Genomic DNA, 23,177 nt, shown 5'->3' with positions numbered 1-23,177 from the left:
CGTGATCGGCACGGTGGGCGACGGCTGCTCGACGACGGCCTGCTCGCCGGTCACCGTGATCGCGAACGGGCCGGTGATCGACGGCACCTCCGGTGCGCGGTGCGCACTCTCCGTCGTGGACAGCGGATCGACGGGACGCGGCGTCGCGGGACGCGACTGCTCCGGCGCCGCCGGCGCAGGAGGAGCCTGCTGCTCCGCGGGCGGGACGACGGGGACCGGCCCGGAGGCCGCCTGACGTGCCTGGCGCGCAGCTCTGCGCGATCCGGCGGGTGCGGGCGTCCTGTCGGGCTGCGGCAACTGCGAACCGGCGGTCGGCAGATTGTCGAAGAGATCGCTGAGCCTGGGGGATGGCTCTGCTCGTTCTGCCTGCCGGGGTCGGGCATGGTCAGGAATGCTCCTCGGATGTCTCGATGATCGCGCCGGCCGGGTTGCCGGTGCTCTTCTCGGTGTCGATCGCATGCTGCAGCAGCACTACTGCGGCGACCTGATCCACAATGCTACGAGAATTCTTCTGAGATCTGCCCGAAGAACGCAGTGCGGAGTGTGCGGACACCGTGCTGAGCCTCTCGTCGACCATGCGCACGGGCAGTCCGGTGCGCTCCCCCAGCGCCGCAGCGAACTGCCGTGCGTCTGTCGTCGAGAGCGTCTCCTCGCCGCGCATGTTCACGGGCAGCCCGACCACGAGTTCGATCGGCTCCCACTCCCCGCACAGCTCGGCGATCCGCTCGACGGACGTGTCGGATCGCGGAACGGTCTCGACGGGCACCGCCAGCATCCCGTCCGGATCGCAGCGGGCGACTCCGACCCGCGCCTTCCCGACGTCGATGCCGAGACGGATGCCGCGCCGGAAGCCGCTCACGCGCCCTGCAGCTCCGTCACGACCGCGTCGAGGGCGGCGTCGAGAGCCGTGGCGTCGGTGCCGCCGCCCTGCGCGACATCGTCCTTGCCGCCGCCGCCGCCGCCGAGGACGCCGGCCGCGATGCGCACCAGCGCTCCTGCCTTGGCCCCTGCCGCGCGAGCGGCGTCGTTCGTGGCGATCACGACGATCGGGCGATCGTTCGCGACGCCGCCGAGGGCGACGACCGCGGCGTCCGCTCCGAGGCGCTCGCGCACGCTCAGCGCGAGGGTGCGCACGTCGTCGGCGGAGCCGACCGCGCCGAGCGAGGCCGCGACCACGCGGTGCGCGCCGGCCGGCTTCACGGTCTCGACCAGTGCAGGCACGCGGCCCTCGCGCTCCTTCGCCTCGAACTGCGCGATGCGCTTCTCGGCGGCCTTGAGGTTCGTCTGCAGCTCCTCGATCCGCGTGGACAGCTGGTCGCGCGGCGCCTTCAGCGCGGCGGACAGCTGCGACACCACGGTGCGCTCGGCGGCGAGCTCACGGAAGGCGTCGGCACCGACCAGGGCCTCGATGCGGCGGTTGGAAGCACCGACCGAGGACTCGCCGACCACGCTGACCAGGCCGATCTCCGCACTGGAGGACACGTGGGTTCCTGCGCAGAGCTCGCGCGACCAGGGGCCGCCGATGTCGACCATCCGCACCACGGAGCCGTACTTCTCGCCGAACAGCGCCATGGCGCCGGCTTCCTTCGCCTCGTCGAGCGACACGATGCGCGTCGTCACCTCGAGCGCGTCATTCACGGCGCGGTTGGTGATGTCCTCGATCTCGGAACGGGTGTCGGCCGACAGCGGCTGCGACCATGCGAAGTCGAATCGCATGTAGCCGGCTCGGTTCAGCGAACCGGCCTGGGTGGCGGTCTTGCCGAGCGTGTCGCGCAGGGCGGCGTGCACGAGATGGGTGGCGGAGTGGGCCTGGCGGGCCGCACGGCGGTTCGCGGCATCGACCACCGTGGTGGCGCGGTCGTCGACCGCGACGCTTCCGGAGGCCACGTGCACGGTGTGGCTGATCAGGCCGGGCACCGGCTTCTGCACGTCCAGCACGTCCAGCTCGAAGCCGGCTCCGACGATCGTGCCCCTGTCGGCGACCTGACCGCCCGACTCGGCGTACAGGGTGGTCTCGGCGAGGATCACCTCGGCGACCTGTCCCTCGGACGCGGTCCGCACCGGGGCGCCGTCCACGATGAGCCCGAGGATGCGCGAGTCGGTCTGCAGGTCCGTGTAGCCGGCGAACAGCGTCTCACCGACCGCGCGGAACTCGCGGTACACCGAGACGTCGGCGAGCTGGCGCTTGCGGTTGCGGGCATCGGCCTTCGCCCGCTCGCGCTGACCGCGCATGAGCTCGTCGAACGCCGGGCGGTCGACATCGAGCCCGGCCTCCTCCGCCACCTCGAGGGTGAGGTCGATCGGGAAGCCGTAGGTGTCGTGCAGCAGGAAGGCCTCGGAGCCGCTGAGGGTCGAGCCGCCGGACTTCCTCGTCTCGTCCAGAGCGAGGTCGAGGATCGTGGAGCCCTGCGCGAGCGTGCGCCGGAAGGTCTCCTCCTCGGCGACGGCGGCGGACGACAGCGTGGCCCAGTCGGTCTCCAGGATCGGATAGGCCGCCTTCATGGCGTCCTTCGACACCTCGAAGAGCTCGGGGAAGCTCGGTGCGTCCACACCGAGCAGGCGCATGGCGCGCACCGTGCGGCGCATCAGGCGGCGCAGGATGTATCCGCGGCCCTCGTTGGAGGGGCGCACGCCGTCGGACAGCAGCATCAGCGAGGAGCGCACGTGATCCGCGATCACGCGGAAGCGCACGTCGTCCTCGTGCACGGCGCCGTACCGACGGCCGGACAGCTCCACCGCGCGGTCGAGCACGGGACGCACCTGATCGGTCTCGTACATGTTCTCGACGCCCTGCTTGAGGAAGGCGACGCGCTCCAGGCCCATGCCGGTGTCGATGTTCTTCTGCGGCAGCTCGCCGGTGATGTCGAACTCGGTCTTGCTGCGGATGTTCTCGATGAAGTCCTGCATGAACACGAGGTTCCAGATCTCCAGGAAGCGCGTGTCATCGACGGCCGGTCCGCCGTCCCTGCCGTAGGCGGGACCACGGTCGAAGAAGATCTCCGAGTCGGGGCCGCCGGGCCCGGGCTGACCGGTGTTCCAGTAGTTGTCGGCACGACCGAGACGCTGGATGCGTTCGGGCTTCAGACCGATGATGTCACGCCAGATCGACTCGGCCTCGTCGTCGGTCTCGTAGACGGTGACCCAGAGATCCTTCTCATCGAACCCGAGGCCGCCGTCGGCCTCGGGCGAGGTCAACAGCTCCCAGGCGTACCGGATGGCGCCTTCCTTGAAGTAGTCGCCGAACGACCAGTTCCCGAGCATCTGGAAGAAGGTCCCGTGCCGGGCCGTGCGTCCGACCTCTTCGATGTCGTTGGTGCGGATGCACTTCTGCAGGTCCGCGATACGAGGATGCGGCGCAGGGACGACGCCCGTCAGATACGGGATCATCGGCACCATGCCGGCGACCGTGAACAGCAGTGAGGGGTCGTCGCTCACCAGGGACGCCGAGGGAACGATGAGGTGGTCGTTCTTCTCGAAGTAGTTCAGATAGCGCTGCGCGATCTCCGCAGTTTTCATGGGGGTGTTCGGTTTCCTTGCGTGGGAACGACGCGCGACCGCAGGACGCGCAGGAAGGGGTCGGGTCAGGCTTCTGCGCCGGGCTCGGTGAGCCGCGCCGCCTCCGCACGGTACGCGTCGCCGACGATGTTGGTGAACTCGGTGATGCGCGAGTCGAGGTCGGCGAGGACGTCGTGGCCGCGCGGGTCCTTGTTCATGAAGTGCGCAGCGACGAACCCGCCGATCACGCCGATCAGGAGCCACAGCAGATTCTTCATTCCGCCATCCTATGACGAGAGGCGCCGGGGATTCCCCGACGCCTCTCGTGCGAGCCTTCGACCGGCTCAGGCACCCAGTGCCTTATCGAGCCGCGTAGTACTCGACGACCAGCTGGACCTCACAGGTCACGGGGACCTCGGCGCGCTTCGGGCGACGCACGAGGCGCGCCTGCAGCTTGTCGAGCTCGACCTCGATGTAGCCCGGGACCGGGGCAGCACCTCGGCGTGACCGCCGGCGGCTGCGACCTGGAACGGCTCGAGAGCCTCGGACTTGGCCTTGACGTGGATGAGCTGACCCGGCTTCACGCGGAACGACGGGCGGTCCACGATCTGGCCGTCGACCAGGATGTGACGGTGCACGACCAGCTGACGGGCCTGCGCGGTGGTGCGGGCGAACCCGGCACGCAGCACGAGGGCGTCGAGACGCATCTCGAGCAGCTCGACCAGGTTCTCACCGGTCAGGCCGTCCTTGCGGCGGGCCTCGTTGAACGCGATGCGCAGCTGCTTCTCGCGGATGCCGTACTGCTCGCGCAGACGCTGCTTCTCACGCAGACGGACGGCGTAGTCGCTGTCGGCCTTGCGCTTGGTGCGACCGTGCTCACCCGGAGCGTAGGGACGCTTCTCGAGGTAGCGGGCGGCCTTGGGGGTGAGCGGGATTCCCAGCGCGCGGCTGAGACGGACCTTGCGGCGGTCCTGGGACTTCGTGACCACGAAGCATTCCTTCCGATGACGCGGCCGTGTCTTTCACGGCCCGCGGACGTATCGCCTCGATTCCCCTCTCCGATGCGCACGCCGGGGCGCGTCGGAGAGTGTTGCAGGAGCGGAGGGATGCCCGAAAACTCGGTTTCGAGCCGGTCAATGCTATCAGATCGTGCCTGATCGGATGTCGCGCGGTTCAGCGGTCGCCGAGGATGCGGCGGATGCGGTCGAGCCGGGCGGCCACGTCGCGCTCCGCACCGAGCGGCTTGGGCTCGTAGTAGCGCCGGCCGTCGAGCTCGTCGGGCAGGTACTGCTGCGGGAGCACACCGGCCTCCGCGTCGTGCGGATAGCGGTAGCCCTTGCCGTGGCCGAGCCGCTTCGCGCCGGGGTAGTGCGCGTCGCGCAGGTGCAGCGGCACCCTGCCGAAGCCACCGGCGCGGACGTCGGCGATCGCCTTGTCGATGCCCACATAGGCGGCGTTCGACTTCGCCGTGGTCGCGAGGTAGACCGTGGCCTCGGCGAGCGGGATGCGTCCCTCCGGCATCCCGATGAAGGCGACGGCGTCGGCCGCGGCCGTCGCGATGACGAGTCCCTGCGGATCGGCGAGCCCGATGTCCTCGGCCGCGGAGATGACCAGTCGCCGCGCGATGAACCTCGGGTCCTCCCCCGCCTCGATCATCCGCGCGAGGTAGTGCAGCGCGGCATCCGGATCCGACCCTCGGATCGACTTGATGAACGCGCTGATCACGTCGTAGTGCTCGTCGCCCTGGCGGTCGTAGCGCAGCAGCGCCTTGTCGACGGCCTGCGCGACGTCGTCGTCGGTGACCTCGGGGACACCCTCCTCATCGGTCGTCGACAGAGCGACCGCTGAGGCCGCCTCGAGGCCGGTCAGCGCACGGCGCCCGTCACCGGATGCCAGCCGGATCAGAGCGGCACGCGCGCCGGGCTGCACGACGACCGTGTCGTTCAGACCGCGGGCATCCGTCACCGCGCGATCGATCAGCAGTCCGATGTCGTCGTCGGTGAGCGGCTGCAGCGTGAGCAGCAGCGATCGCGAGAGCAGCGGCGAGATGACCGAGAAGGAGGGGTTCTCTGTGGTCGCGGCGATGAGGATGACCCAGCCGTTCTCCACACCGGGGAGCAGCGCGTCCTGCTGCGCCTTCGTGAAGCGGTGGATCTCGTCCAGGAACAGGATGGTCGTCTGCCCGTACAGGTCGCGCTGGGTGACAGCCTCCTGCATGACCTCGCGCACATCCTTCACGCCCGCCGTGATCGCGGAGAGCTCGACGAAGCGGCGCCCCGAGGAGCGTGCGATGGCCTGCGCGAGCGTGGTCTTGCCGGTGCCCGGAGGACCCCAGAGGATGATCGACACGGCGCCCGGGGCCGCGGCATCGGGATCGGCCAGGGCGACGATCGGCGAGCCGGGACGCAGCAGGTGCTGCTGGCCGGCGACCTCATCGAGCGACACCGGACGCATCCGCACGGCCAGGGGCGTCCGGCCGGACATCAGGGATGCGGGAGAGCTCATGTCTCCAGGCTACGGGGTGACTCCGACAGCGGCCCCGGCCGGTAGGCTCGCATCGACTGTTCCCCCTCAGGAAGGACGACGATGGCCGGACGCGGCAACGATGCTCAGCGCTCACGTGTCCAGGCGGAGCGCGCGCGACGATACGCGGCACGCACGGCCTGGTACGAGAACCGCGTCCGTACGCGCACCCGCGACAACGTCATCGCCGGTGTCGCCGGCGGCATCCTCGTGATCGCGGCGATCGCGAGCCAGGTCGCGCACGCCGAGGCGACGGCGCCGTCACCCACGCCGTCACCCAGCACCGTCGTGACGCCGTCACCCGACCCGACCCCGACCGGATCACCGTCCCCGACCTCGACTCCGGCGGAGTGAGCCTCACCGCACTCCTCCTCGGGTGTGAGCAGTTCGCACCGAGTCCGTAACCTCCGGCGCCGCTCCGCGAAACGCGGGCCGTGGATCCTGGGCAGCACAGCGAGCCTTGTGCTCCCGTCCTCAGGAGGTCCCGTGTCGTACATCAAGCCCGCCGAGCTCGTCGATCGAATGGTCGACGCCGGTGCCCACAAGATGCAGCTGTCAGCGCGAGACACGCTCATCCGCGCCTTCATGGGCGCAGCCCTGCTCACGATGGGTGCGGCGTTCGCCGTGACGGTGAGCGCACAGACCGGCCAGCCTCTGCTGGGCGCGGTGCTGTTCCCGGTCGGATTCGTCATCCTGTACCTGTTCGGCTACGACCTGCTCACGGGAGTCTTCACCCTCGGCCCGCTCGCCGTCATGGCTCGCCGGCCGGGGGCGACGCTTCCGGCCATGCTCCGCAACTGGGGGCTGGTGTTCCTCGGCAACTTCGGCGGGGCGTTCCTGGTGGCCGTGCTGATGGCCGTGTACTTCACCTACGGCTTCTCGGCCGATCCCAGTCCGGTCGGTCACGCGATCGGCGAGATCGGTCATGCCCGCACGATCGGATACGCCGATCACGGCGCCGCAGGGATGCTCACGCTCTTCATCCGGGGAGTCCTGTGCAACTGGCTGGTCTCCACCGGAGTGGTGCTCGCCCTCGCCTCGGAGAGCACGACGGGCAAGATCCTCGGCATGTGGCTGCCGATCATGCTGTTCTTCTACATGGGGTTCGAGCACTCGGTCGTCAACATGTTCCTGTTCCCCTCCGGCCTGCTGCTCGGCGCGGACTTCACGCTCTGGGACTACCTGATCTGGAACGAGATCCCCACCGTGCTCGGCAATCTCATCGGCGGCCTGCTTCTGGTCGGACTGCCGCTGTACATCACACACGGGCATCCGAGGATGCGGGCGGTGCGCACGACCGCGCTGCGGCGGCGCGGAATCGTCGACACGTCGGTCGCGCCGCGGACCGCAGCGGCCGCCGACGAGCGCGAGCGAGAGCACGAGCCTGTCGCCGTCCTATGAGCCGTCGTCATGCGGGGGCCGGCGTCCGCCGTCGGCCCCCGCATCGTCACGCGACTCAGGCATCCGTGACCGCCAGACGATACCCGCGCTTGACGACCGTCCTGACGACATCGGCCGCACCCAGGGAGTCGCGCAGCCGGGCGATCGACATCTCCACCGCGTGCGCGCTGCGGCCGCCCCGCGTGAGCCGGGTGAGCTCGTGGCGTGAGAGCACGCGCCCGCCCGCGTCGAACAGCGCCCCCAGCACGGCCGCCGAGCCCCTCGACAGCGGGATGAAGCGTCCGTCCAGCAGCGCTCCCCGCTCCGCGCCTCCAGGACACCGGCGGATGTCGCCAGCCGTGGCGCCCGCCCGCTGCGGTGATGATCGATGACGCAGCGTGCCAGGGAACCCAGGCGCCCGCGCTCGGCGATCGTCGTGCGAAGGCCCGCCGCCTGCAGCGGCGCCGCGGTGACGGGTCCGACGGCCGCGATCAGCAGCCGGCCCGCCGCCGCACGGGAGCGGATCCCGTCGACGACGCCTTCCTCGGCCGCCCAGCGGATCCAGGCAGCGCTGCCGGGCGCGGAGGTGAAGAGCACCCCGTCGAGCTCGCCGCCCGCCGCCTCCTGCACCGAACGCGTCACCAGGGCGGGATCCGGTGCAGGGCCGCACCGGTACACCGTGATGCTGGCCACGTCGGCACCGTGCGCCGCGAGCAGGGTGTCGAGGCCATCGGCGCCCGACCCGTGATGCTGGATCGCCACGCGCAGACCCGCGACGCCCTCGGTGACGAGGTGCCTCCCCACCTCTGCGGAGGTCTCGGAGGCCGCCACCCACTCCGCGGCGAAGCCGGCCTGCAGGATCGCCCCGTGCGCCTTCGGCCCGCGGGCGACGAACCTCGTCCGCGCGAGCGCTGTCGACAGCGCCTCCGCCAGCCCGCTCTCGTGCGCGGCATCCATCCACCCGCGCAGCCCGACGCCCGTCGTCACGACCATGACGTCCGGCGGCTCCCGGATGAGTGCTCTCGTGCGATCCAGGAGGTGCTCGTCGCCGGCGATCGGAAGGATCGCCATCGCTGGTGCGCGGTACACCTCCGCCCCGTGCCTCTCGAGCGCGGAGCCGAGGTCGGCGGCACGACGGTCGGCGGCGAGGGCGATCGTGCACCCGGTGAGCGCGCCGTCGTCAGGATGCCGGTTCGTCATGCCACCGCGGGCCCGGCCACCTGGGCCACCGGCAGCAGCAGACCGGCCCTGGTCACATCGCCGATGAGGATCACTGCCGGGTTCCGCAGCATCACCGCGGCGGCATCCTGCAGCGCAGCGCCCAGGCTCGTCCGGGTGGTGCGCTGGTCCGGGGTGTGACCGCTCTCGACGAAGGCCATCGGACGATCGTCGGGAACTCCGTGCGCGCGTGCGGCGGCGACGATGCCGCCCAGCGCTCCGACACCCATGAGCACCACGGTGGTGACCGTCTCGTCCGCCATCGCCGCGAGAGTGCTCGCAGTGATCGGCGCCTGGCCGTTGACCACGTGGAAGGCCGACGCGATGCCGCGCTGGGTCACCGGGATGTCGGCAGCCTGAGGCACGGCGGTCGCGCTGGACGGCGCCGGCGTCACGGTCACCGGGATCCCCGCGGTTCGGCAGACGAGCACCTCCTCGCCGCCGCGCCCGAACACGAACGGGTCGCCGCCCTTCAGCCGCACCACTCTTCTGCCCGCGGCCGCGCGATCGACCAGGATGCGGTTGATCTCCTCCTGCGGCACCGGATGATGCCCTGGGTGCTTCCCGACATCGATGATCTCGACGTCGGGTCCGAGCATGTCCAGGATCTCGTGTCCGGGTCCCAGCCGGTCCATCACGAGGACCTCGGCCTGAGCGATCAGGCGCATGGCGCGCACCGTCATCAGATCGGCCGGCCCCGGGCCGCCGCCGACGAGATCGACGCGGCCGGTCATCGCCGCCCCTCCGCATCCGGCAGCTGCGCCCATTCCAGCAGCACCTCGCCGTCCCGCACGACGACCGGGTAGGACCGCAGGGCGAGGGCGTCCTTCCCCTGCGCGTCGATGCACTCGCCGGTGCCCAGGTCGAACACCTGCTTGTGCATCGGTGACGAGATCGTCGGCGTCGTGCCTCTGCTGCCCACGATGCCGCGCGAGATCACGTTCGCACCGCTGTAAGGATCGAGGTTGTCGACCGCGCGGACGCTGCCGTCCGCGAGCAGGAACAGCGCGACCTGGGCCGTTCCCAGGAGCGCGGCCCTGCCGCGCTCGACCTCGAGATCGTCCACCGCACACACCCGGATCAGTGTGGCCGCCTCGGCCGTCATCGTCATCTGCGCACCTCCAGCGTGGTTCCGGCGATCAGCACGTCCGCGCTCCGCTCCCGGGCAGTGGCCGGACGCACCTGCCCGCGCTCCGGCACGTAGGCCAGCGACGGATCCGGGGTGTCCGCGGCGTTCACGAACGACTCGAAGCGCCGCAGCTTCTCGGGGTCGCGCAGCGTCGCCGCCCACTCGTCCTCGTAACGGTCCACGTGCGCAGCCATCGCCGCATCGAGATCGGCGCCGATGCCGAGGCTGTCCTCGAAGATGACCTCCTTCAGCCCGTCCAGGCCGCCGTCGAGCTCCTCGCACCAGCGTGCCGTGCGCTGCAGCCTGTCCGCGGTGCGGATGTAGTACATGAAGAACCGGTCGATCGCCCGGATCAGCCCGTCGTCGTCGAGGTCCGACGCCAGCAGCTCCGCATGCCGCGGGGAGAAGCCGCCGTTACCGCCGACATACATGTTCCAGCCCGTCTCGGTCGCGATCACGCCGACGTCCTTGGACCGGGCCTCCGCGCACTCGCGAGCGCATCCCGAGACGCCGACCTTCAGCTTGTGCGGTGAGCGCAGGCCCCGGTATCGCAGCTCGAGACGCACGGCCATGCCGACCGAGTCCAGCACGCCGTACCGGCACCACGTGGATCCGACGCAGGACTTGACCGTGCGCAGCGCCTTGCCGTACGCCTGCCCGGACTCGAAGCCCGCGTCGACCAGGCGCCCCCAGATCTGCGGCAGCTGCTCGAGCCGGGCTCCGAACATGTCGATGCGCTGCCCTCCGGTGATCTTGGTGTACAGCCCGTAGTCCTCGGCGATCCGCCCGATGGCGATGAGTCCTGCGGGTGTCACCTCGCCGCCGGGCATCCGCGGGACGACCGAGTAGGTGCCGTCCTTCTGCATGTTGGCCATGACGTGATCGTTGGTGTCCTGCAGAGCGGCGTTCTCGCCGTCGAGCACGTGCTCGCCGACCAGCACGGCGAGGATGCTCGCGAGGGCGGGTTTGCAGACGTCGCATCCCCGCCCGCGGCCGAATCGCGCGATGATCCCGCTGAAGGTGCTCAGCCCCGACACGCGGACCGCGTCGAACAGCTGCCGTCGGGACAGATCGAAGTGCTCGCACAGCGCGTCCGACGGCGCCTGTCCCAATGCGGTGAGCTCCTGTCCGACGATCTTCTTGACCATCACGAAGCACGAGCCGCAGGTCGCCCCCGCTCTGGTGCACGCCTTGACCGCGCCGGCATCCCGGCAGCCGTCCTCGTGCACGGCGCTGCGAATGCGTCCAGCGGTGACGTTGGAGCAGGAGCACACCACGGCGGCATCCGGAAGCGCCGTGTCAGGAACGCCTCCCTCGCCGGCCGGCACCAGGTAGGCGCCGGGGTCTGCGCCCAGAGCCGTGCCCAGCAGCGGACGCAGCGCCCCGTAGGCGGACGCGTCGCCGACCAGGATGCCCCCGAGGAGCGTGGTCGCGTCGTCGGAGAGCACGAGCTTCTTGTACACGCCGGCGACAGGATCCGCGTAGACGACGTCGAGCGCGTTCTGGGTGGCGGCCATCGCGTCGCCGAAGCTCGCGACATCGACGCCGGAGAGCTTGAGCTTCGCGGCGTCGTCGAAGCCGGGAAAGGATGCGTCGCCGCCGAGCAGCCGGGTCGCGGCGACCTCGGCCATCGCATAGCCGGGTGCGACGAGTCCGACGCAGCGCCCGTCATAGCTCGCCACTTCCCCGATCGCGAGGATGTGCGGGTCGGCGGTGCGGCAGCCCTCGTCGATGATCACGCCGCCCGACGGATGCACGGCCAGCCCCGCATCGCGCGCCAGCTCGTCCCGCGGACGCACGCCGACCGTGAACACCACGACGTCCGCCTCGGCATAGTCGCCGTCCTGGAACTCCAGCCCTGCGACGCATCCGGACCCGTCGGGGTCCAGCCGCGTCGTGCGGCTCCGGGTGCGCACCGCGATGCCGCGGGCCTCGATGAGCCGGCGCAGCATCGTGCCGCCCGCAAGGTCGAGCTGCGCCGACATCAGCCGATCCGACCACTGCACGACCGTGGGTTCGACCTCCATCTCCTGAAGCGCGCCCGCGGCCTCCAGTCCGAGCAGTCCCCCGCCGATCACCGCGCCGCGCAGCGGCCGGCCGAGCCGGGCGCGCCGGCGCTCGATGAACCGGCGCAGCGAGGTGACGTCGCCGAGCGTGCGGTACACGAAACAGCCCGGCAGATCGGCGCCGTCCAGCACCACGCGGGCGGCGGCCGACCCGGTGGCGAGCACCAGCGTCCGGTATCCGTGCGCGGCTCCCGACGCGGTGCGCACCGCGCGGCATCCGCGATCGATGCGTGTCACCCTGTCCCTCGGGCTGAACCTCAGCCGGGGATCGGCCAACACGGCGCCGTCCAGGGCGAGCCCTTCGGGTGTCGTCCCGCTGAAGAACGAGGTCAGCCCCACCCTGTCGTACGGACCACGCCCCTCTTCGCCCAGCATCGTGACCGTCAGCTCCGTCCCGGCCCTGCTGAGAAGGCTCTCGACGAACCGGTGGGCCACCATGCCGGCACCCACCACGAGGACGTCCGATACCGCTGTTCCCTGATGCTTCATGTCGCCTCCCCGGTCGTCTGAGTGCGACGTTAGGCGGGAGGTGTTTCGCGGAACTCCGGTCCCGTGTTACGGACAGCGAACACTCTTCTCACGAATGGGTAACGAGCCCGTGAGCATTCCGGCAGGACCGGCCCGGACGGAGGCGCCGGCGCATACTAGGCTGGACGACGTCCTTTCCCACTCCCGCGGGCAGCCGCGCAAGGAGATCACCGTGTCCGAGCCGTCGAAGCCGACTCCCCCGTCCCCGCACCCCCGCGCCTGCCGATGCCGCCGAAGCTGGTGGCGAAGCCCGCCGCGCCGTCCGCGCCGGTCTCGTCCGATGCCGCCGAATGGGGCCGCGTCGTCGAGGACGGCACCGTCGAGGTCCGCGAGGGCGACACCTGGCGCGCGGTGGGCCAGTACCCCGACGGCACGCCGGACGAGGCGCTCGCCTACTTCGCGCGCAAGTACGACGACCTCGCGATCAAGGTGGGCACGCTCGAGAAGCGCGTGCAGACCGGCGAGGCTTCCGCCGCCGACCTCTCCAAGCAGGCGAAGCACATCGTCGGCGAGCTGGCGGATGCCGCCGCCGTGGGCGACCTCGCCGGTCTCCGCGCCCGCCTCGACACCCTGCTCGACTCGCTGTCCGAGGCCTCGGCCCAGGAGGCGCAGGCAGCCAAGGAGGCTGTCGACGCCGCCATCGTGGAGCGCACCGCCATCGTCGAGGAGGCGGAGCGGATCGCCGCACTCGACCTCTCGAAGGTGCAGTGGAAGCAGATCACCGCCGACCTGACGGCGCTGTTCGACAAGTGGCAGGCGCACCAGCAGACCGGTCCCCGACTGCCGAAGGGTGCCGCGCAGCAGCTCTGGAAGCGCTTCCGCGACGCACGCTCGACCGTCGACAAGGCGCGACGGGCGTATTTCTCCGAGCTGGATGACACTCACCGCGTCGCCCGTGACGCCAAGACCCGTCTGGTCGAGCGCGCCGAGGCACTCGCGCCCGGCGGTGTCGACGGCATCCCCGCGTACCGCGGACTGCTCGACGAGTGGAAGGCCGCGGGCAGGGCCGGCCGCAAGGCCGACGACGCACTGTGGGCGAAGTTCAAGGCGGCTGGAGACGCTCTGTACCAGGCGCGTGCCGAGCAGGCCGCCGCCGAAGAGGCCGACTCCGCGCCGAAGATCGAGGCGCGCGAGGCACTGCTGGTCGAGGCGAAGGCCGTCGCCGACGAGTCGGACATCAAGAAGGCCCGTGCTCTGCTGACCCGCATCCAGCGGCAGTGGGATGAGGTCGGCCGCATCTTCCCGCGCGACAAGGAGCGCGCGCTCGACGACAGGCTGCGCGGAATCGAGCAGGCGCTCAAGGGTCGCGAGGACGTCGACTGGAAGCGCAACAACCCCGAGACGAAGGCGCGCGCGAACGACATGAGCTCGCAGCTGGTCGAGGCGATCGAGAAGCTCGAGGCCGAGCTCGCCGCTGCCGAGAAGGCGGGAGACGCCAAGGCGGTCAAGGAGGCGAAGGACGCCCTCGAGGCCCGACGCGCCTGGCTGTCCGCGCTCGGCGGCTGATCTCCGTCGTCTTATCCACAGTCCGGTGCCGGTGGCCCCATCGCGGGGGCACCGGCATCAGACTGTCAGGGTGCATCCCGCCCTGATCTATCTGCCCGGTGATCGGCTCAGTCTCGCCGAGCTCGGCGCCGCGCGCCTGGACGGGCACGTGGTCGAGGTCGGAGAGGGCTACCTGCCGGCGGACACCGTCGAGGGTCCCGAAGCGCGGGCGCTGTCGCTGGCAACGCTCATCCCTCCCGGCGGAGCGCTGTGCGGGCCCAGCGCCGCCTGGGTGCACGGCGCCGGTGATGCGCCGCCGGTGCGTCATCACGTCTGCCGAGCGGATGCCGCCGGTACCGCGGCTGCGCCCCGGGTCGCGGATCGCGGTTCATCAGGTCGCGCTGGAGGGAGCGCAGCGCATCCTTCTCTCGGGGATCCCGGTGGCGTCGGTGGACGCGGTCGCGATGTCGCTCGCGTTCGCCGCCCATCGTGACGAGGAGAGCGCGCGCTGGCTGCGCGCGCTGCTCGAGGTCGTGCCCGGCCTCGGCACGCGCACCCACGACGCGATCGGCGAGCGTCCGCGAGCCCCTGGCAAACGTGCGGCGCTGGCTCTGCTCGCGGAGCCGGCCGGTCAGGAGGTGGTGACGCGGTAGACGTCGTACACGGCGTCGATCCGGCGCACGGCGTTGAGCACTCGGTCCAGATGCACGGAATCGCCCATCTCGAACACGAATCTGCTCAGCGCGAGGCGCTCGTCGGTCGTCGTGACCGTGGCCGAGAGGATGTTCACGTGGTGCTCGCTGAGCACCCGGGTGACATCGGAGAGCAGACCGGAGCGGTCCAGCGCCTCGACCTGGATCTGCACCCGGAACACGCTCTTCGTCGTGGGCGCCCACGCCACGTCGACGAAGCGCGCGGGATCTGCGCTCAGCGCCTTCACGTTCACGCAGTCCGCCCGGTGCACGGAGACGCCACTCCCCCGCGTGACGAAGCCCACGATCGGGTCACCCGGCACGGGGTGCAACAGCGTGCGAGCTTCACCAGGATGTCGTTGTCGCCGCGCACCAGCACGCCGGCGTCGCCTCCGCGCGGCTCCTTCACCGGAACCCGGCCGGGAAGATCGATCGCTCCGGTGGAGGTGTCCTCCACGCCGACCAGTGCGGTGACCTTCTCGAGGACGTGCTGCGTGGAGATGTGTCCCTCGCCGACGGCCGCGTACAGGGCCGAGACGTCCTCGTAGCGCAGCTGCTGGGCGACCTGGGCGAAGGAGTCCTGGCTCATCAGGCGCTGCAGCGGCAGGTTCTGCTTGCGCATCGCCCTGGCGATGGCCTCCTTGCCCTGCTCGATCGCCTCCTCGCGGCGCTCCTTCGTGAACCAGCCGCGGATCTTGTTTCGTGCGCGCGTGCTCTTCACGAACGTCAGCCAGTCCTGGCTGGGCCCGGCATCCGGGTTCTTCGAGGTGAACACCTCGACGACGTCGCCGCTGTGCAGCTCGGTCTCCAGCGGCACCAGACGGCCGCCCACCTTGGCACCCATGGTGCGATGGCCGATCTCGGTGTGCACGGCGTAGGCGAAGTCCACGGGTGTGGCACCAGCCGGGAGGCCGATCACCCGCCCCTTCGGGGTGAAGACGTAGACCTCTTTGGCGCCGATCTCGAACCGCAGCGAGTCGAGGAACTCGCTCGGATCGGCGGTCTCGGCCTGCCAGTCCGAGATGTGCGCGAGCCACGCCATCTCGGTGTCCATCGGCTTCGCGTCGGCCTTGCCGCCGTTCATCCGCTCCTTGTACATCCAGTGCGCGGCGACGCCGAACTCCGCCTGCTGATGCATCTCGTGGGTGCGGATCTGGATCTCGACCGTGCGTCCGCTGGGGCCGATGACCGTCGTGTGCAGCGACTGGTACAGGTTGAACTTGGGTGTGGCGATGTAGTCCTTGAAGCGGCCGGGCAGCGGCGTCCAGCGGGCATGGATCGCGCCGAGCACCGCGTAGCAGTCGCGCACCGAGCCGACCAGCACACGGATGCCGATCAGGTCGTAGATGTCGTCGAACTCGCGACCTCGAACGACCATCTTCTGGTACACGGAGTACAGCTGCTTGGGTCGCCCGGCGACCTTGCCGCGGATGCGCAGATCGCGGAGGTCCTCGTCGATCGCCTCGATGACCTGCTGCAGGTACTTCTCGCGCTGCGGGGTGCGCTGCGTGATGAGGCTGGAGATCTCGGCGTAGATCTTCGGATGCAGCACGGCGAACGACAGGTCCTCGAGCTCGCTCTTGATCGCCTGGATGCCCAGGCGATGTGCGAGCGGAGCGTAGATCTCGAGCGTCTCCTTGGCCTTCTTCGCCGCCTTCTCCGGCGGGACGAAGCCCCAGGTGCGGGCGTTGTGCAGACGGTCGGCGAGCTTGATGAGCAGCACGCGGATGTCCTTCGACATCGCGACGATCATCTTGCGGACGGTCTCCGCCTGGGCGCTCTCGCCGTACTTGACCTTGTCGAGCTTGGTGACGCCGTCGACCAGCATCGCTACCTCGTCGCCGAACTCCGCCTGCAGCTCGCTCAGCGCATACCCGGTGTCCTCGACCGTGTCGTGCAGCAGCGCCGCCGCCACGGCGCGGGGTCCGAGGCCGAGTTCGGCCAGGATCTGCGCGACGGCGAGCGGATGCGTGATGTAGGGCTCGCCGCTCTGGCGCAGCTGCCCCTCGTGCTTCTCCTTGGCGACGGTGTACGCCCGCTCGATGATCGGGAGGTCGCCCCGCGGGTGGTTGACCCGCACGGTGCGGATGAGGTTGTCGAGGTCGTTGACCCGGGGAGCACGCGAGAAGATCCGGGGCACGAGTCTGCGCAGACTCGATCCCTGCGACGTCGTCTGCGGCTCCGCCATACGCTCACACCTCCGATCAGATCATCCTACGCGCTGACAGGACCGCCGAGAGACTCCGCGGTCCTGCTGCTCAGACGGCCTGAACGGCGCGCTCTCGGGCCTTCAGCACCTTCTTGTCGTGGGCGAGGATCGCCGGCTCCTTCTGACGGAAGAACGCGTACAGCGGAGCAGCGACGAACAGCGTCGAGTACGTCGCCACAAGGATGCCGACGAAGATCGACAGCGAGATGTCGGTGAGCGTCTCGGCTCCCAGCCAGAACGCGCCGATGAACAGGATCGCGCCCACGGGAAGAGCGGCCACGACAGACGTGTTGATCGAGCGCACCAGCGTCTGGTTGACCGCGAGGTTGACCGACTCGCCGAACGTGCGGGTGAGCTGCTCCCCGTCCTCCGTCGTGTTCTCACGCACCTTGTCGAACACGACGGTGGTGTCGTACAGCGAATAGGCGAGGATCGTGAGGAACCCGATCACCGCCGCCGGGGAGATCTCGAAGCCGGCCAGCGCGTAGACGCCGACAGTGATCACCAGCACGTCGAGCAGGCCGATGATGGCCGCGGCCGACATCTTCCAGGTGCGGAAGTAGATCGCGAGGATCAGGAACGTCAGCGCGAGGAAGATCGCGAGGCCCCAGAGCGACTGCCGGGTGACGTTCTCGCCCCAGGCCGGACCGATGAACGACTTGTTCACCTCGTCCGGAGCGACGTCGTAGGCCTTGGCCAGCGCCGTGGCGACCTCGTTGGTCTCCTTCGCGGTCATCTGCGATGTCTGCACGCGGACATCCGTGCCGCCGACGATCGCGACCTTGGTGGTGGCCTCCGGGACGACCGACTGCACGGCCTGCGTCGCGAGCGCCTGATCGGTGCTCGCCGGTGCCTGCACGATGAACTGCGAACCGCCGGTGAACTCGATCGAGAACTGCGGAGGACGCACCATCAGCATCAGTGCGGACCCCACCACGAGCAGGATCGCGATGATGAACCACAGCCTGCGCCTCTGCACGAACGGGAAGGAGGTCTTCCCGGAGTAGAGCTTGTTGCCGAACTCGTTCATGGAGAACATCAGGCGTCCCCGTCCTTTCCGGACTCTGCGGATGCACCGGCGTCGGATGCCCCGGCGAGGGCCTCGGCGCGCTTGCGTTCGGCGATGGTCTGGCGGCGCTCGGCCTCACCGCGCGATGCCTTGGTGCGCGCGGCCTTCCCGCTCGACGCCGTCTGCACCTGACGGAACTCCGTGCGGTCGCGGTAGACCGCACCGAGCTCCTCGGGGTTGAGCCCGGACAGCGGATGGCCGCCACCGAAGAACCTCGTACGGGCGAGCAGCTGCATGACCGGGTGCGTGAAGATCACGAAGATGAACACGTCGATCAGGGTGGTCAGTCCGAGTGTGAACGCGAAGCCCTTCACCGTGGCGTCCGCGAGGATGTACAGCACGACGGCAGCGAGGATGTTGATCGACTTCGAGATGTAGATCGTGCGCTTCGCACGGCCCCAGCCGTCCTCCACCGCGCCGGTGATGGACTTGCCGTCTCGCAACTCGTCTCGTATTCGCTCGAAGTACACGATGAACGAGTCGGCGGTGAATCCGATCGACACGATCAGACCGGCCACGCCCGCCAGCGAGAGCCGGAAGCCCATGCGCCAGGCCAGGATGCAGATGATGATGTAGGTCAGCACGCCCATCACGCCGATGGACGCCATGATCACCCAGCCGAGTGCGCGGTAGCTGAGCAGCGAGTAGATCGCCACCAGGCCGAGACCGATGAGGCCGGTGATCAGGCCGATCTGCAGCTGCTGCGAACCGAGGGTCGCCGAGATCGACTCGTTGCTCTGCACGTTGAAGCTCAGCGGCAGCGCACCGTAGCGCAGCTGATCGGCGAGGGTCTTCGAGGACTCCTGAGTGAAGCTGCCCGAGATCGAGGGTTTGCCGTTGCTGATCACGGCCTGCATCTGCGGCGCGGAGATGACCTTGCCGTCGAGCACGAACGCGAACTGGTCGCGCGGGCTCTGGTTCGCGAGCTTGTTCTGGTACAGGCGCTGGCTGACGTCGGCAAAGGTCTTCGTGCCCTTGTCGTTCATCTCGAGCTGCACGATCCACTGTCCGGAGTCCTGCTCGCGAGCGGCCTGCGCGTCGGTGATCTCGGTGCCGGTCAGCTCGGTGGGACCGAGCAGGTACTTGACCTGTCCGTCGATGCTGCACGCGACCAGAGGCTCGTCCTTGGGCGCGGACGCCGGGTCGTTGTCCGGATCGGTGCAGTCGTAGCTGAGGAACTGCGCCCGCAGCTTCTCAGTGACCCACGAGAGGTCACTGGCGTCGGTGGGCTCGGCCGTCGGCGTCGCGTTCATCGTGGCGTCCGGCGTGGGCCACGGCGTGCTCTTGCCGTCCTCGCCGACGAAGTCGGTCGCGGGGTCGGTTGTCGCGAGCACAGGACGCAACTCGAGCTGGGCGCTCGCCTCGATGCGCTGGCGGGTCTGCTCGTCGGCGACACCCGGGATCTGGACGACGATGTTGCGGCCGCCCTCGGTCGTGATGTCGCTCTCGCCGACGCCCGAGGCATCCACGCGCTGCCGGATGATGGCCGCGGCCTGGTCGAGCTGCTCCTGCGTCGGGTCGGAACCGTCCGCGGTCTGCGCGCTCAGGATGATCTGGGTGCCGCCCTGCAGGTCGAGGGCGAGCTCAGGCGTCCAGGAGCTCTTGCCGAGGAACACGCCGACGGCGTTGATGCCGAACAGCACCGCCGTGACGACGAGCAGACCGAGGAGGACCCGCCAGGCATGGCGGGTCGGAGAAGTGGATGCCACGGATTGCCGCTTTCTCGTGTGCTGGAACGCCGCGGATCAGTTCTCGGAGTCGCCGCGCTCGTTGCGCTCGAGGCGGGCGCGCGTCTCCTCCGGGGTCTCGACGTGGTTCGGGTCGGGAAGCTCGGAGTCGGCGATCTCGCCGATGACCGGAGCATCCTCGACGACGGCGTCAGCGTCGGCCGGCTCGGCGTCGGTGGGCTCGACGATGCGGAGGATCGACTGGCTGTGCACCTCGATGACGACGCCGGGGGCGAGCTCGACGCGCGCGGGCTGGTCGAGGTTCTCCGGGTCGAAGGACACGATCGTGCCGTAGAGGCCGCCCTGCAGGAGCACCTTGGCGCCCGGGACGGTCTTGGTCGCCTTCTCCTCCTGCTCGGCCTTCATCTGCTTCTGCCGCTTGCGGGTGTTGAAGAACATGAAGACGAGCAGAAGCGCGAGCAGTCCAAAGAGAATGATTTCCATGACGGGTGGGGCCTTTCCGACGCGCGCACGCCGACAATGGGGCGCGCTATAGGGGGATGCGAAGTCTTCAGCGATTATAGGTCATCGAACAATGCGCCCCCGCCGGGGTGCGCGACGCCGAGGTGCGCGTAGGCCTGCGGCATCGCGATCCTGCCACGGGGGGTGCGCCCGAGGAAGCCGATGCGAACAAGATAGGGCTCGACCACGCTCTCCACGGTCTCGGCTTCCTCACCGACGGCGACCGCGAGCGTGCTGAGCCCCACGGGTCCGCCGCCGAATCGGCGCACCAGGGCGTCGAGGACCGCCCTGTCGAGCCTGTCGAGTCCGATCGCGTCGACGTCGTACAGCTCGAGCGCCGCGCGCACGTCGGAGATCGACGCGGTGTCCTGCTCGCCGTGCACCAGGGCGTAGTCGCGCACGCGACGCAGCAGCCGGTTGGCGATGCGGGGCGTGCCGCGCGAGCGGCGGGCGATCTCTGAGAGCGCATCGGATGGCAGCCGAATGCCGAGCACCGCCGCCGAGCGGGCGATGACCTGCTCGAGCTCATCCTCGCCGTAGTACTCCAGGTGCCCGGTGAAGCCGAACCGGTCGCGCAGCGGATTGGGCAGCAGGCCGGAGCGCGTGGTCGCACCGACGAGGGTGAACGGGGCCAGTTCCAGCGGGATGCTGGTGGCACCGGCGCCCTTGCCGACCATGATGTCGATCCGGAAGTCCTCCATCGCGAGATAGAGCATCTCCTCGGCGGAGCGCGCCATCCGGTGGATCTCGTCGATGAACAGCACCTCGCCCGGGGTGAGACTGCTCAACAGCGCCGCAAGGTCGCCGGCGTGCTGGATGGCCGGCCCGCTGGAGAGCCGCAGCGGCCGCTCGCTCTCGTGCGCGACGATCATCGCAAGGGTGGTCTTGCCCAGCCCGGGAGGGCCCGCGAGCAGGATGTGGTCGGCGGTGCGCTCCTGGATGCGCGCGGCCTGCAGCAGCAGCTGCAGCTGCCCGCGCACCTTGGGCTGCCCCACGAACTCGGAGAGACTCGCAGGCCGCAGTGCGCCCTCGATCGCGAGCTCGGTCTCGTCCAGCGCCTCGGCGGCGTCCCGGGGCTCAGCCACGGCCCGCTCCGGGGCCGAGAGCGGCGAGCGTGCGCCGCAGCAGCGCGGCGACGGACTCTCGCTCGGCGTCGGTGGCGTCTGCCGCCGTCTGCTCCGCGGCCTCGGCGGCGACGCGCTCCGACCAGCCGAGGCCGACGAGTGCCGCGGCGACCTGGTCCGTGATGCCCGGTGCCGAGATGCCGGCCGGTGCCGCGGCGACGCGCGGCTGCACCTTGCCGGCGAGCTGCACGACGATGAGCTTGGCGGTCTTCGGACCGATGCCGGAGACGCGGCGGAACGGTGCGTCGTCCTCGTCACCGACCGCTGCGGCGATCTGGTCGACGGTGAGGTGCGACAGCACTCCCAGGGCGGACTTCGGTCCCACGCCGGTGACGCTGATCAGCTGACCGAAGATCTCCAGCTCGTCGCGGTCGGCGAAGCCGTACAGCGTGAGTGCGTCCTCGCGGACGATGAGGCTGGTGTGCAGCAGCATCCGCTCCCCCACGACCGCGGTGTGCGCGACGTCGGCGGGAACGAAGACGGCGAAGCCCACACCGCCGGTCTCGATGACGACGTGGCCCGAGTCGGCGTGCAGGACGACGCCGTGCAGGGAGCAGATCATGCCGTCAGCCTATCGGGCCGATCGTACGTATGTTCGAGCGACACGCTCGGCGTCCGCCCAGGCCTGCTGGGCCGGAGTCAGGCCACCGCCGGAGGCCGGCGCCGAGGCGTCCCGCCGCCAGGCGTGACACAGCGCGATGGCGAGCGCATCCGCGGCGTCCGCCGGCTGCGGCAGGGTGTCCAGACGCAGGATGCGGGCGATCATCGACTGCACCTGCTTCTTGTCCGCCGACCCGTAGCCGGTGACGGCCGCCTTCACCTCGCTCGGCGTGTGGGTGGCAGCGGGCAGGCCCGCCTCGGCGGCGAGCAGCAGGGCGACGCCGCTCGCCTGAGCGGTGCCCATCACCGTGTGGCTGTTCTGCTGGGCGAAGACGCGCTCCACGGCGACGGCATCCGGCCGGTGCGACTCGAGCACCTCGCGGATTCCGGCGGCGACCGCGGCGAGCCGGTCGCCGATCGACGCGTCGACCGGAGTGCGGATCACGCCGACGTGCACGAGCGTGCCCCGGCGCGCACGGTCGACGTCGACGACACCGACGCCGCACCGGGTGAGGCCGGGGTCGATGCCGAGCACGCGCAGCGAGGTCACCACCCCAGGCTGGTTACGACGCAGAACCCCCGGACGCAGGCGCGCCCGGGGGTTCTGTCGGTCATCGGTCGTTGAGCTTGTCGACATGGGTCCTTGAGCTCGTCGAAGGGCCGTCGCTCAACTCACTCGTCGTCGTTCTCGAGCTCGGCCTGCACCTCGGCGGGGAGGTCGAAGTTGCTGAAGACGTTCTGCACGTCGTCGCTGTCCTCGAGCGCGTCGATGAGGCGGAAGATCTTGCGCGCGGTGTCGGCGTCGATCTCGACCTTGAGGTTCGGTACGAACTCGACGTCGGCCGACTCGTAGTCGATACCCGCCTCCTGCAGTGCGGAGCGCACAGCCACCAGGTCGGTGGCCTCCGTGATGACCTCGAAGCCCTGTGCGTGCGGCTCGATCTCCTCGGCGCCCGCCTCGAGAGCCGCCATCATGACGTCGTCCTCGGTCGTGCCCTCGGAGCTCACGACGATGACGCCCTTGCGGGTGAAGTTGTAGGCCACGCTGCCGGGGTCGGCGAGCGTGCCGCCGTTGCGGGACAGCGCGGTGCGCACCTCGGCCGCCGCACGGTTCTTGTTGTCGGTGAGGCACTCGATCATCAGCGCGACGCCGTTCGGGCCGTAGCCCTCGTACGTGATCGAGGAGTACTCGACGGACTCGCCGCCGATGCCGGCTCCGCGTTTGACGGCGCGATCGATGTTGTCCTTGGGGACAGAGGTCTTCTTCGCCTTCTGCACCGCGTCGAACAGCGTCGGGTTGCCTGCGAGGTCGGGGCCGCCCAGCTTCGCAGCGACCTCGATGTTCTTGATGAGCTTGGCCCACGACTTGGCACGGCGCGAGTCGATGACCGCCTTCTTGTGCTTGGTCGTGGCCCACTTGGAATGCCCGGACATAAGTCTCCGCTCGTCTCGTCTCCCGGAGTCGCCTCC

Annotated in this window: 19 protein-coding genes and 3 pseudogenes; 4 read left to right on the top strand and 18 right to left on the bottom strand. The window is 69.7% G+C overall.

Annotated features, from left to right (window positions below; translation table 11 throughout):
• Positions 1 to 385: 385 nt before the first annotated feature.
• The 5 genes and pseudogenes from ruvX to L2X99_RS05180 all read right to left on the bottom strand — a co-directional run bounded on the left by ruvX (position 386) and on the right by L2X99_RS05180 (position 6,000).
• Positions 386 to 859 carry a Holliday junction resolvase RuvX gene (gene ruvX, locus L2X99_RS05200; protein ID WP_236124719.1) on the bottom strand — a complete coding sequence of 158 codons (474 nt, stop codon included), beginning with the start codon at positions 857 to 859 and terminating at the stop codon, positions 386 to 388.
• Positions 856 to 3,516, bottom strand: coding sequence for an alanine--tRNA ligase (gene alaS / locus L2X99_RS05195; RefSeq protein WP_236124721.1), 2,661 nt, complete (start codon positions 3,514 to 3,516; stop codon positions 856 to 858). Before alaS ends, ruvX begins: the two co-directional genes overlap by 4 nt.
• Positions 3,517 to 3,581: 65 nt before the next feature.
• Complete coding sequence (locus L2X99_RS05190) at positions 3,582 to 3,773, bottom strand: hypothetical protein (protein WP_236124722.1); 192 nt, start codon at positions 3,771 to 3,773, stop codon at positions 3,582 to 3,584.
• Between the two features lie 82 nt (positions 3,774 to 3,855).
• A pseudogene (gene rpsD, locus L2X99_RS05185) lies at positions 3,856 to 4,484 on the bottom strand (30S ribosomal protein S4).
• A 184-nt stretch (positions 4,485 to 4,668) separates the two neighbouring features.
• Positions 4,669 to 6,000, bottom strand: coding sequence for a replication-associated recombination protein A (locus L2X99_RS05180; RefSeq protein ID WP_236135717.1), 1,332 nt, complete (start codon positions 5,998 to 6,000; stop codon positions 4,669 to 4,671).
• An 81-nt stretch (positions 6,001 to 6,081) separates the two neighbouring features.
• Between L2X99_RS05180 and L2X99_RS05175 the strand changes: the two genes are divergently transcribed.
• The gene (locus L2X99_RS05175; RefSeq protein ID WP_236124726.1) at positions 6,082 to 6,372 is read left to right on the top strand and encodes a hypothetical protein; all 291 of its coding nucleotides are present in this window, start codon (positions 6,082 to 6,084) and stop codon (positions 6,370 to 6,372) included.
• A 132-nt stretch (positions 6,373 to 6,504) separates the two neighbouring features.
• Positions 6,505 to 7,419, top strand: coding sequence for a formate/nitrite transporter family protein (locus L2X99_RS05170; RefSeq protein WP_236135716.1), 915 nt, complete (start codon positions 6,505 to 6,507; stop codon positions 7,417 to 7,419).
• Between the two features lie 55 nt (positions 7,420 to 7,474).
• Here L2X99_RS05170 and L2X99_RS18205 read toward each other — a convergent pair whose 3' ends face one another.
• From L2X99_RS18205 to nirB, 5 genes and pseudogenes are all read right to left on the bottom strand, one after another.
• Positions 7,475 to 7,633 carry a hypothetical protein gene (locus L2X99_RS18205; RefSeq protein ID WP_329608170.1) on the bottom strand — a complete coding sequence of 53 codons (159 nt, stop codon included), beginning with the start codon at positions 7,631 to 7,633 and terminating at the stop codon, positions 7,475 to 7,477.
• A 143-nt stretch (positions 7,634 to 7,776) separates the two neighbouring features.
• Positions 7,777 to 8,598: pseudogene (locus tag L2X99_RS05165) on the bottom strand (uroporphyrinogen-III synthase); the annotation flags it as partial.
• On the bottom strand, positions 8,595 to 9,350 hold the full coding sequence (cobA, locus tag L2X99_RS05160; protein WP_236124730.1) for a uroporphyrinogen-III C-methyltransferase: 756 nt from the start codon (positions 9,348 to 9,350) through the stop codon (positions 8,595 to 8,597). The pseudogene L2X99_RS05165 and the gene cobA, both read right to left, overlap by 4 nt.
• Positions 9,347 to 9,721, bottom strand: coding sequence for a nitrite reductase small subunit NirD (gene nirD / locus L2X99_RS05155; protein WP_442923513.1), 375 nt, complete (start codon positions 9,719 to 9,721; stop codon positions 9,347 to 9,349). The genes cobA and nirD overlap by 4 nt, the downstream gene beginning before the upstream one ends.
• A 2-nt stretch (positions 9,722 to 9,723) precedes the next feature.
• Positions 9,724 to 12,300: a nitrite reductase large subunit NirB gene (gene nirB, locus L2X99_RS05150; RefSeq protein WP_236135715.1), complete on the bottom strand. Its 2,577-nt coding sequence runs from the start codon at positions 12,298 to 12,300 to the stop codon at positions 9,724 to 9,726.
• Between the two features lie 264 nt (positions 12,301 to 12,564).
• Between nirB and L2X99_RS05145 the strand changes: the two genes are divergently transcribed.
• Both L2X99_RS05145 and L2X99_RS05140 read left to right on the top strand, forming a co-directional pair.
• Positions 12,565 to 13,845, top strand: a complete 1,281-nt coding sequence (locus L2X99_RS05145) for a DUF349 domain-containing protein (RefSeq protein ID WP_236135714.1) — start codon at positions 12,565 to 12,567, stop codon at positions 13,843 to 13,845.
• Between the two features lie 287 nt (positions 13,846 to 14,132).
• A complete protein-coding gene (locus tag L2X99_RS05140) occupies positions 14,133 to 14,477 on the top strand; it encodes a hypothetical protein (protein WP_236124733.1) in 345 nt (114 codons plus the stop codon).
• Here L2X99_RS05140 and L2X99_RS05135 read toward each other — a convergent pair.
• The 8 genes and pseudogenes from L2X99_RS05135 to L2X99_RS05100 form a co-directional block, all read right to left on the bottom strand.
• Positions 14,456 to 16,704, bottom strand: a pseudogene (locus L2X99_RS05135) (RelA/SpoT family protein). The gene L2X99_RS05140 and the pseudogene L2X99_RS05135 sit on opposite strands and share 22 nt — an antisense overlap.
• 70 nt (positions 16,705 to 16,774) lie before the next feature.
• Positions 16,775 to 17,764, bottom strand: coding sequence for a protein translocase subunit SecF (gene secF / locus L2X99_RS05130; RefSeq protein ID WP_236135713.1), 990 nt, complete (start codon positions 17,762 to 17,764; stop codon positions 16,775 to 16,777).
• The gene (secD, locus tag L2X99_RS05125; protein ID WP_236124737.1) at positions 17,764 to 19,503 is read right to left on the bottom strand and encodes a protein translocase subunit SecD; all 1,740 of its coding nucleotides are present in this window, start codon (positions 19,501 to 19,503) and stop codon (positions 17,764 to 17,766) included. Before secD ends, secF begins: the two co-directional genes overlap by 1 nt.
• 36 nt (positions 19,504 to 19,539) lie before the next feature.
• Positions 19,540 to 19,965: a preprotein translocase subunit YajC gene (locus tag L2X99_RS05120; protein WP_236135712.1), complete on the bottom strand. Its 426-nt coding sequence runs from the start codon at positions 19,963 to 19,965 to the stop codon at positions 19,540 to 19,542.
• Between the two features lie 74 nt (positions 19,966 to 20,039).
• Positions 20,040 to 21,068 (bottom strand): Holliday junction branch migration DNA helicase RuvB, encoded by a 1,029-nt coding sequence (ruvB, locus tag L2X99_RS05115; RefSeq protein WP_236124738.1) that lies wholly within the window; start codon positions 21,066 to 21,068, stop codon positions 20,040 to 20,042.
• Positions 21,061 to 21,669, bottom strand: a complete 609-nt coding sequence (gene ruvA / locus L2X99_RS05110; protein ID WP_236135711.1) for a Holliday junction branch migration protein RuvA — start codon at positions 21,667 to 21,669, stop codon at positions 21,061 to 21,063. Before ruvA ends, ruvB begins: the two co-directional genes overlap by 8 nt.
• A 9-nt stretch (positions 21,670 to 21,678) precedes the next feature.
• A complete protein-coding gene (gene ruvC, locus L2X99_RS05105; RefSeq protein WP_236124741.1) occupies positions 21,679 to 22,260 on the bottom strand; it encodes a crossover junction endodeoxyribonuclease RuvC in 582 nt (193 codons plus the stop codon).
• Positions 22,261 to 22,379: 119 nt separating this feature from the next.
• Positions 22,380 to 23,141 (bottom strand): YebC/PmpR family DNA-binding transcriptional regulator, encoded by a 762-nt coding sequence (locus tag L2X99_RS05100; RefSeq protein WP_236124742.1) that lies wholly within the window; start codon positions 23,139 to 23,141, stop codon positions 22,380 to 22,382.
• Positions 23,142 to 23,177 lie beyond the last annotated feature (36 nt).

Source organism: Microbacterium sp. KUDC0406 (assembly GCF_021582875.1).
In the GTDB taxonomy this organism is placed as follows: Bacteria; Actinomycetota; Actinomycetes; order Actinomycetales; family Microbacteriaceae; genus Microbacterium.
The sequence above is the reverse complement of the archived record's forward strand: the minus strand, read 5'-3'. Positions and strand labels throughout refer to the sequence as shown.

What these genes read in the sequence shown, in the direction of transcription:
- cobA (WP_236124730.1), bottom strand. Translation starts at nt 9,350, where the DNA reads ATGACCGGCCGCGTCGATCTCGTCGGCGGCGGCCCGGGGCCGGCCGAT.
- L2X99_RS05100 (WP_236124742.1), bottom strand. Translation starts at nt 23,141, where the DNA reads ATGTCCGGGCATTCCAAGTGGGCCACGACCAAGCACAAGAAGGCGGTC.
- L2X99_RS05180 (WP_236135717.1), bottom strand. Translation starts at nt 6,000, where the DNA reads ATGAGCTCTCCCGCATCCCTGATGTCCGGCCGGACGCCCCTGGCCGTG.
- alaS (WP_236124721.1), bottom strand. Translation starts at nt 3,516, where the DNA reads ATGAAAACTGCGGAGATCGCGCAGCGCTATCTGAACTACTTCGAGAAG.
- L2X99_RS05140 (WP_236124733.1), top strand. Translation starts at nt 14,133, where the DNA reads ATGCGCCGCCGGTGCGTCATCACGTCTGCCGAGCGGATGCCGCCGGTA.
- nirD (WP_442923513.1), bottom strand. Translation starts at nt 9,721, where the DNA reads ATGACGGCCGAGGCGGCCACACTGATCCGGGTGTGTGCGGTGGACGAT.
- ruvA (WP_236135711.1), bottom strand. Translation starts at nt 21,669, where the DNA reads ATGATCTGCTCCCTGCACGGCGTCGTCCTGCACGCCGACTCGGGCCAC.
- L2X99_RS05190 (WP_236124722.1), bottom strand. Translation starts at nt 3,773, where the DNA reads ATGAAGAATCTGCTGTGGCTCCTGATCGGCGTGATCGGCGGGTTCGTC.
- L2X99_RS05175 (WP_236124726.1), top strand. Translation starts at nt 6,082, where the DNA reads ATGGCCGGACGCGGCAACGATGCTCAGCGCTCACGTGTCCAGGCGGAG.
- secF (WP_236135713.1), bottom strand. Translation starts at nt 17,764, where the DNA reads ATGTTCTCCATGAACGAGTTCGGCAACAAGCTCTACTCCGGGAAGACC.
- nirB (WP_236135715.1), bottom strand. Translation starts at nt 12,300, where the DNA reads ATGAAGCATCAGGGAACAGCGGTATCGGACGTCCTCGTGGTGGGTGCC.
- L2X99_RS05120 (WP_236135712.1), bottom strand. Translation starts at nt 19,965, where the DNA reads ATGGAAATCATTCTCTTTGGACTGCTCGCGCTTCTGCTCGTCTTCATG.
- L2X99_RS05145 (WP_236135714.1), top strand. Translation starts at nt 12,565, where the DNA reads ATGCCGCCGAAGCTGGTGGCGAAGCCCGCCGCGCCGTCCGCGCCGGTC.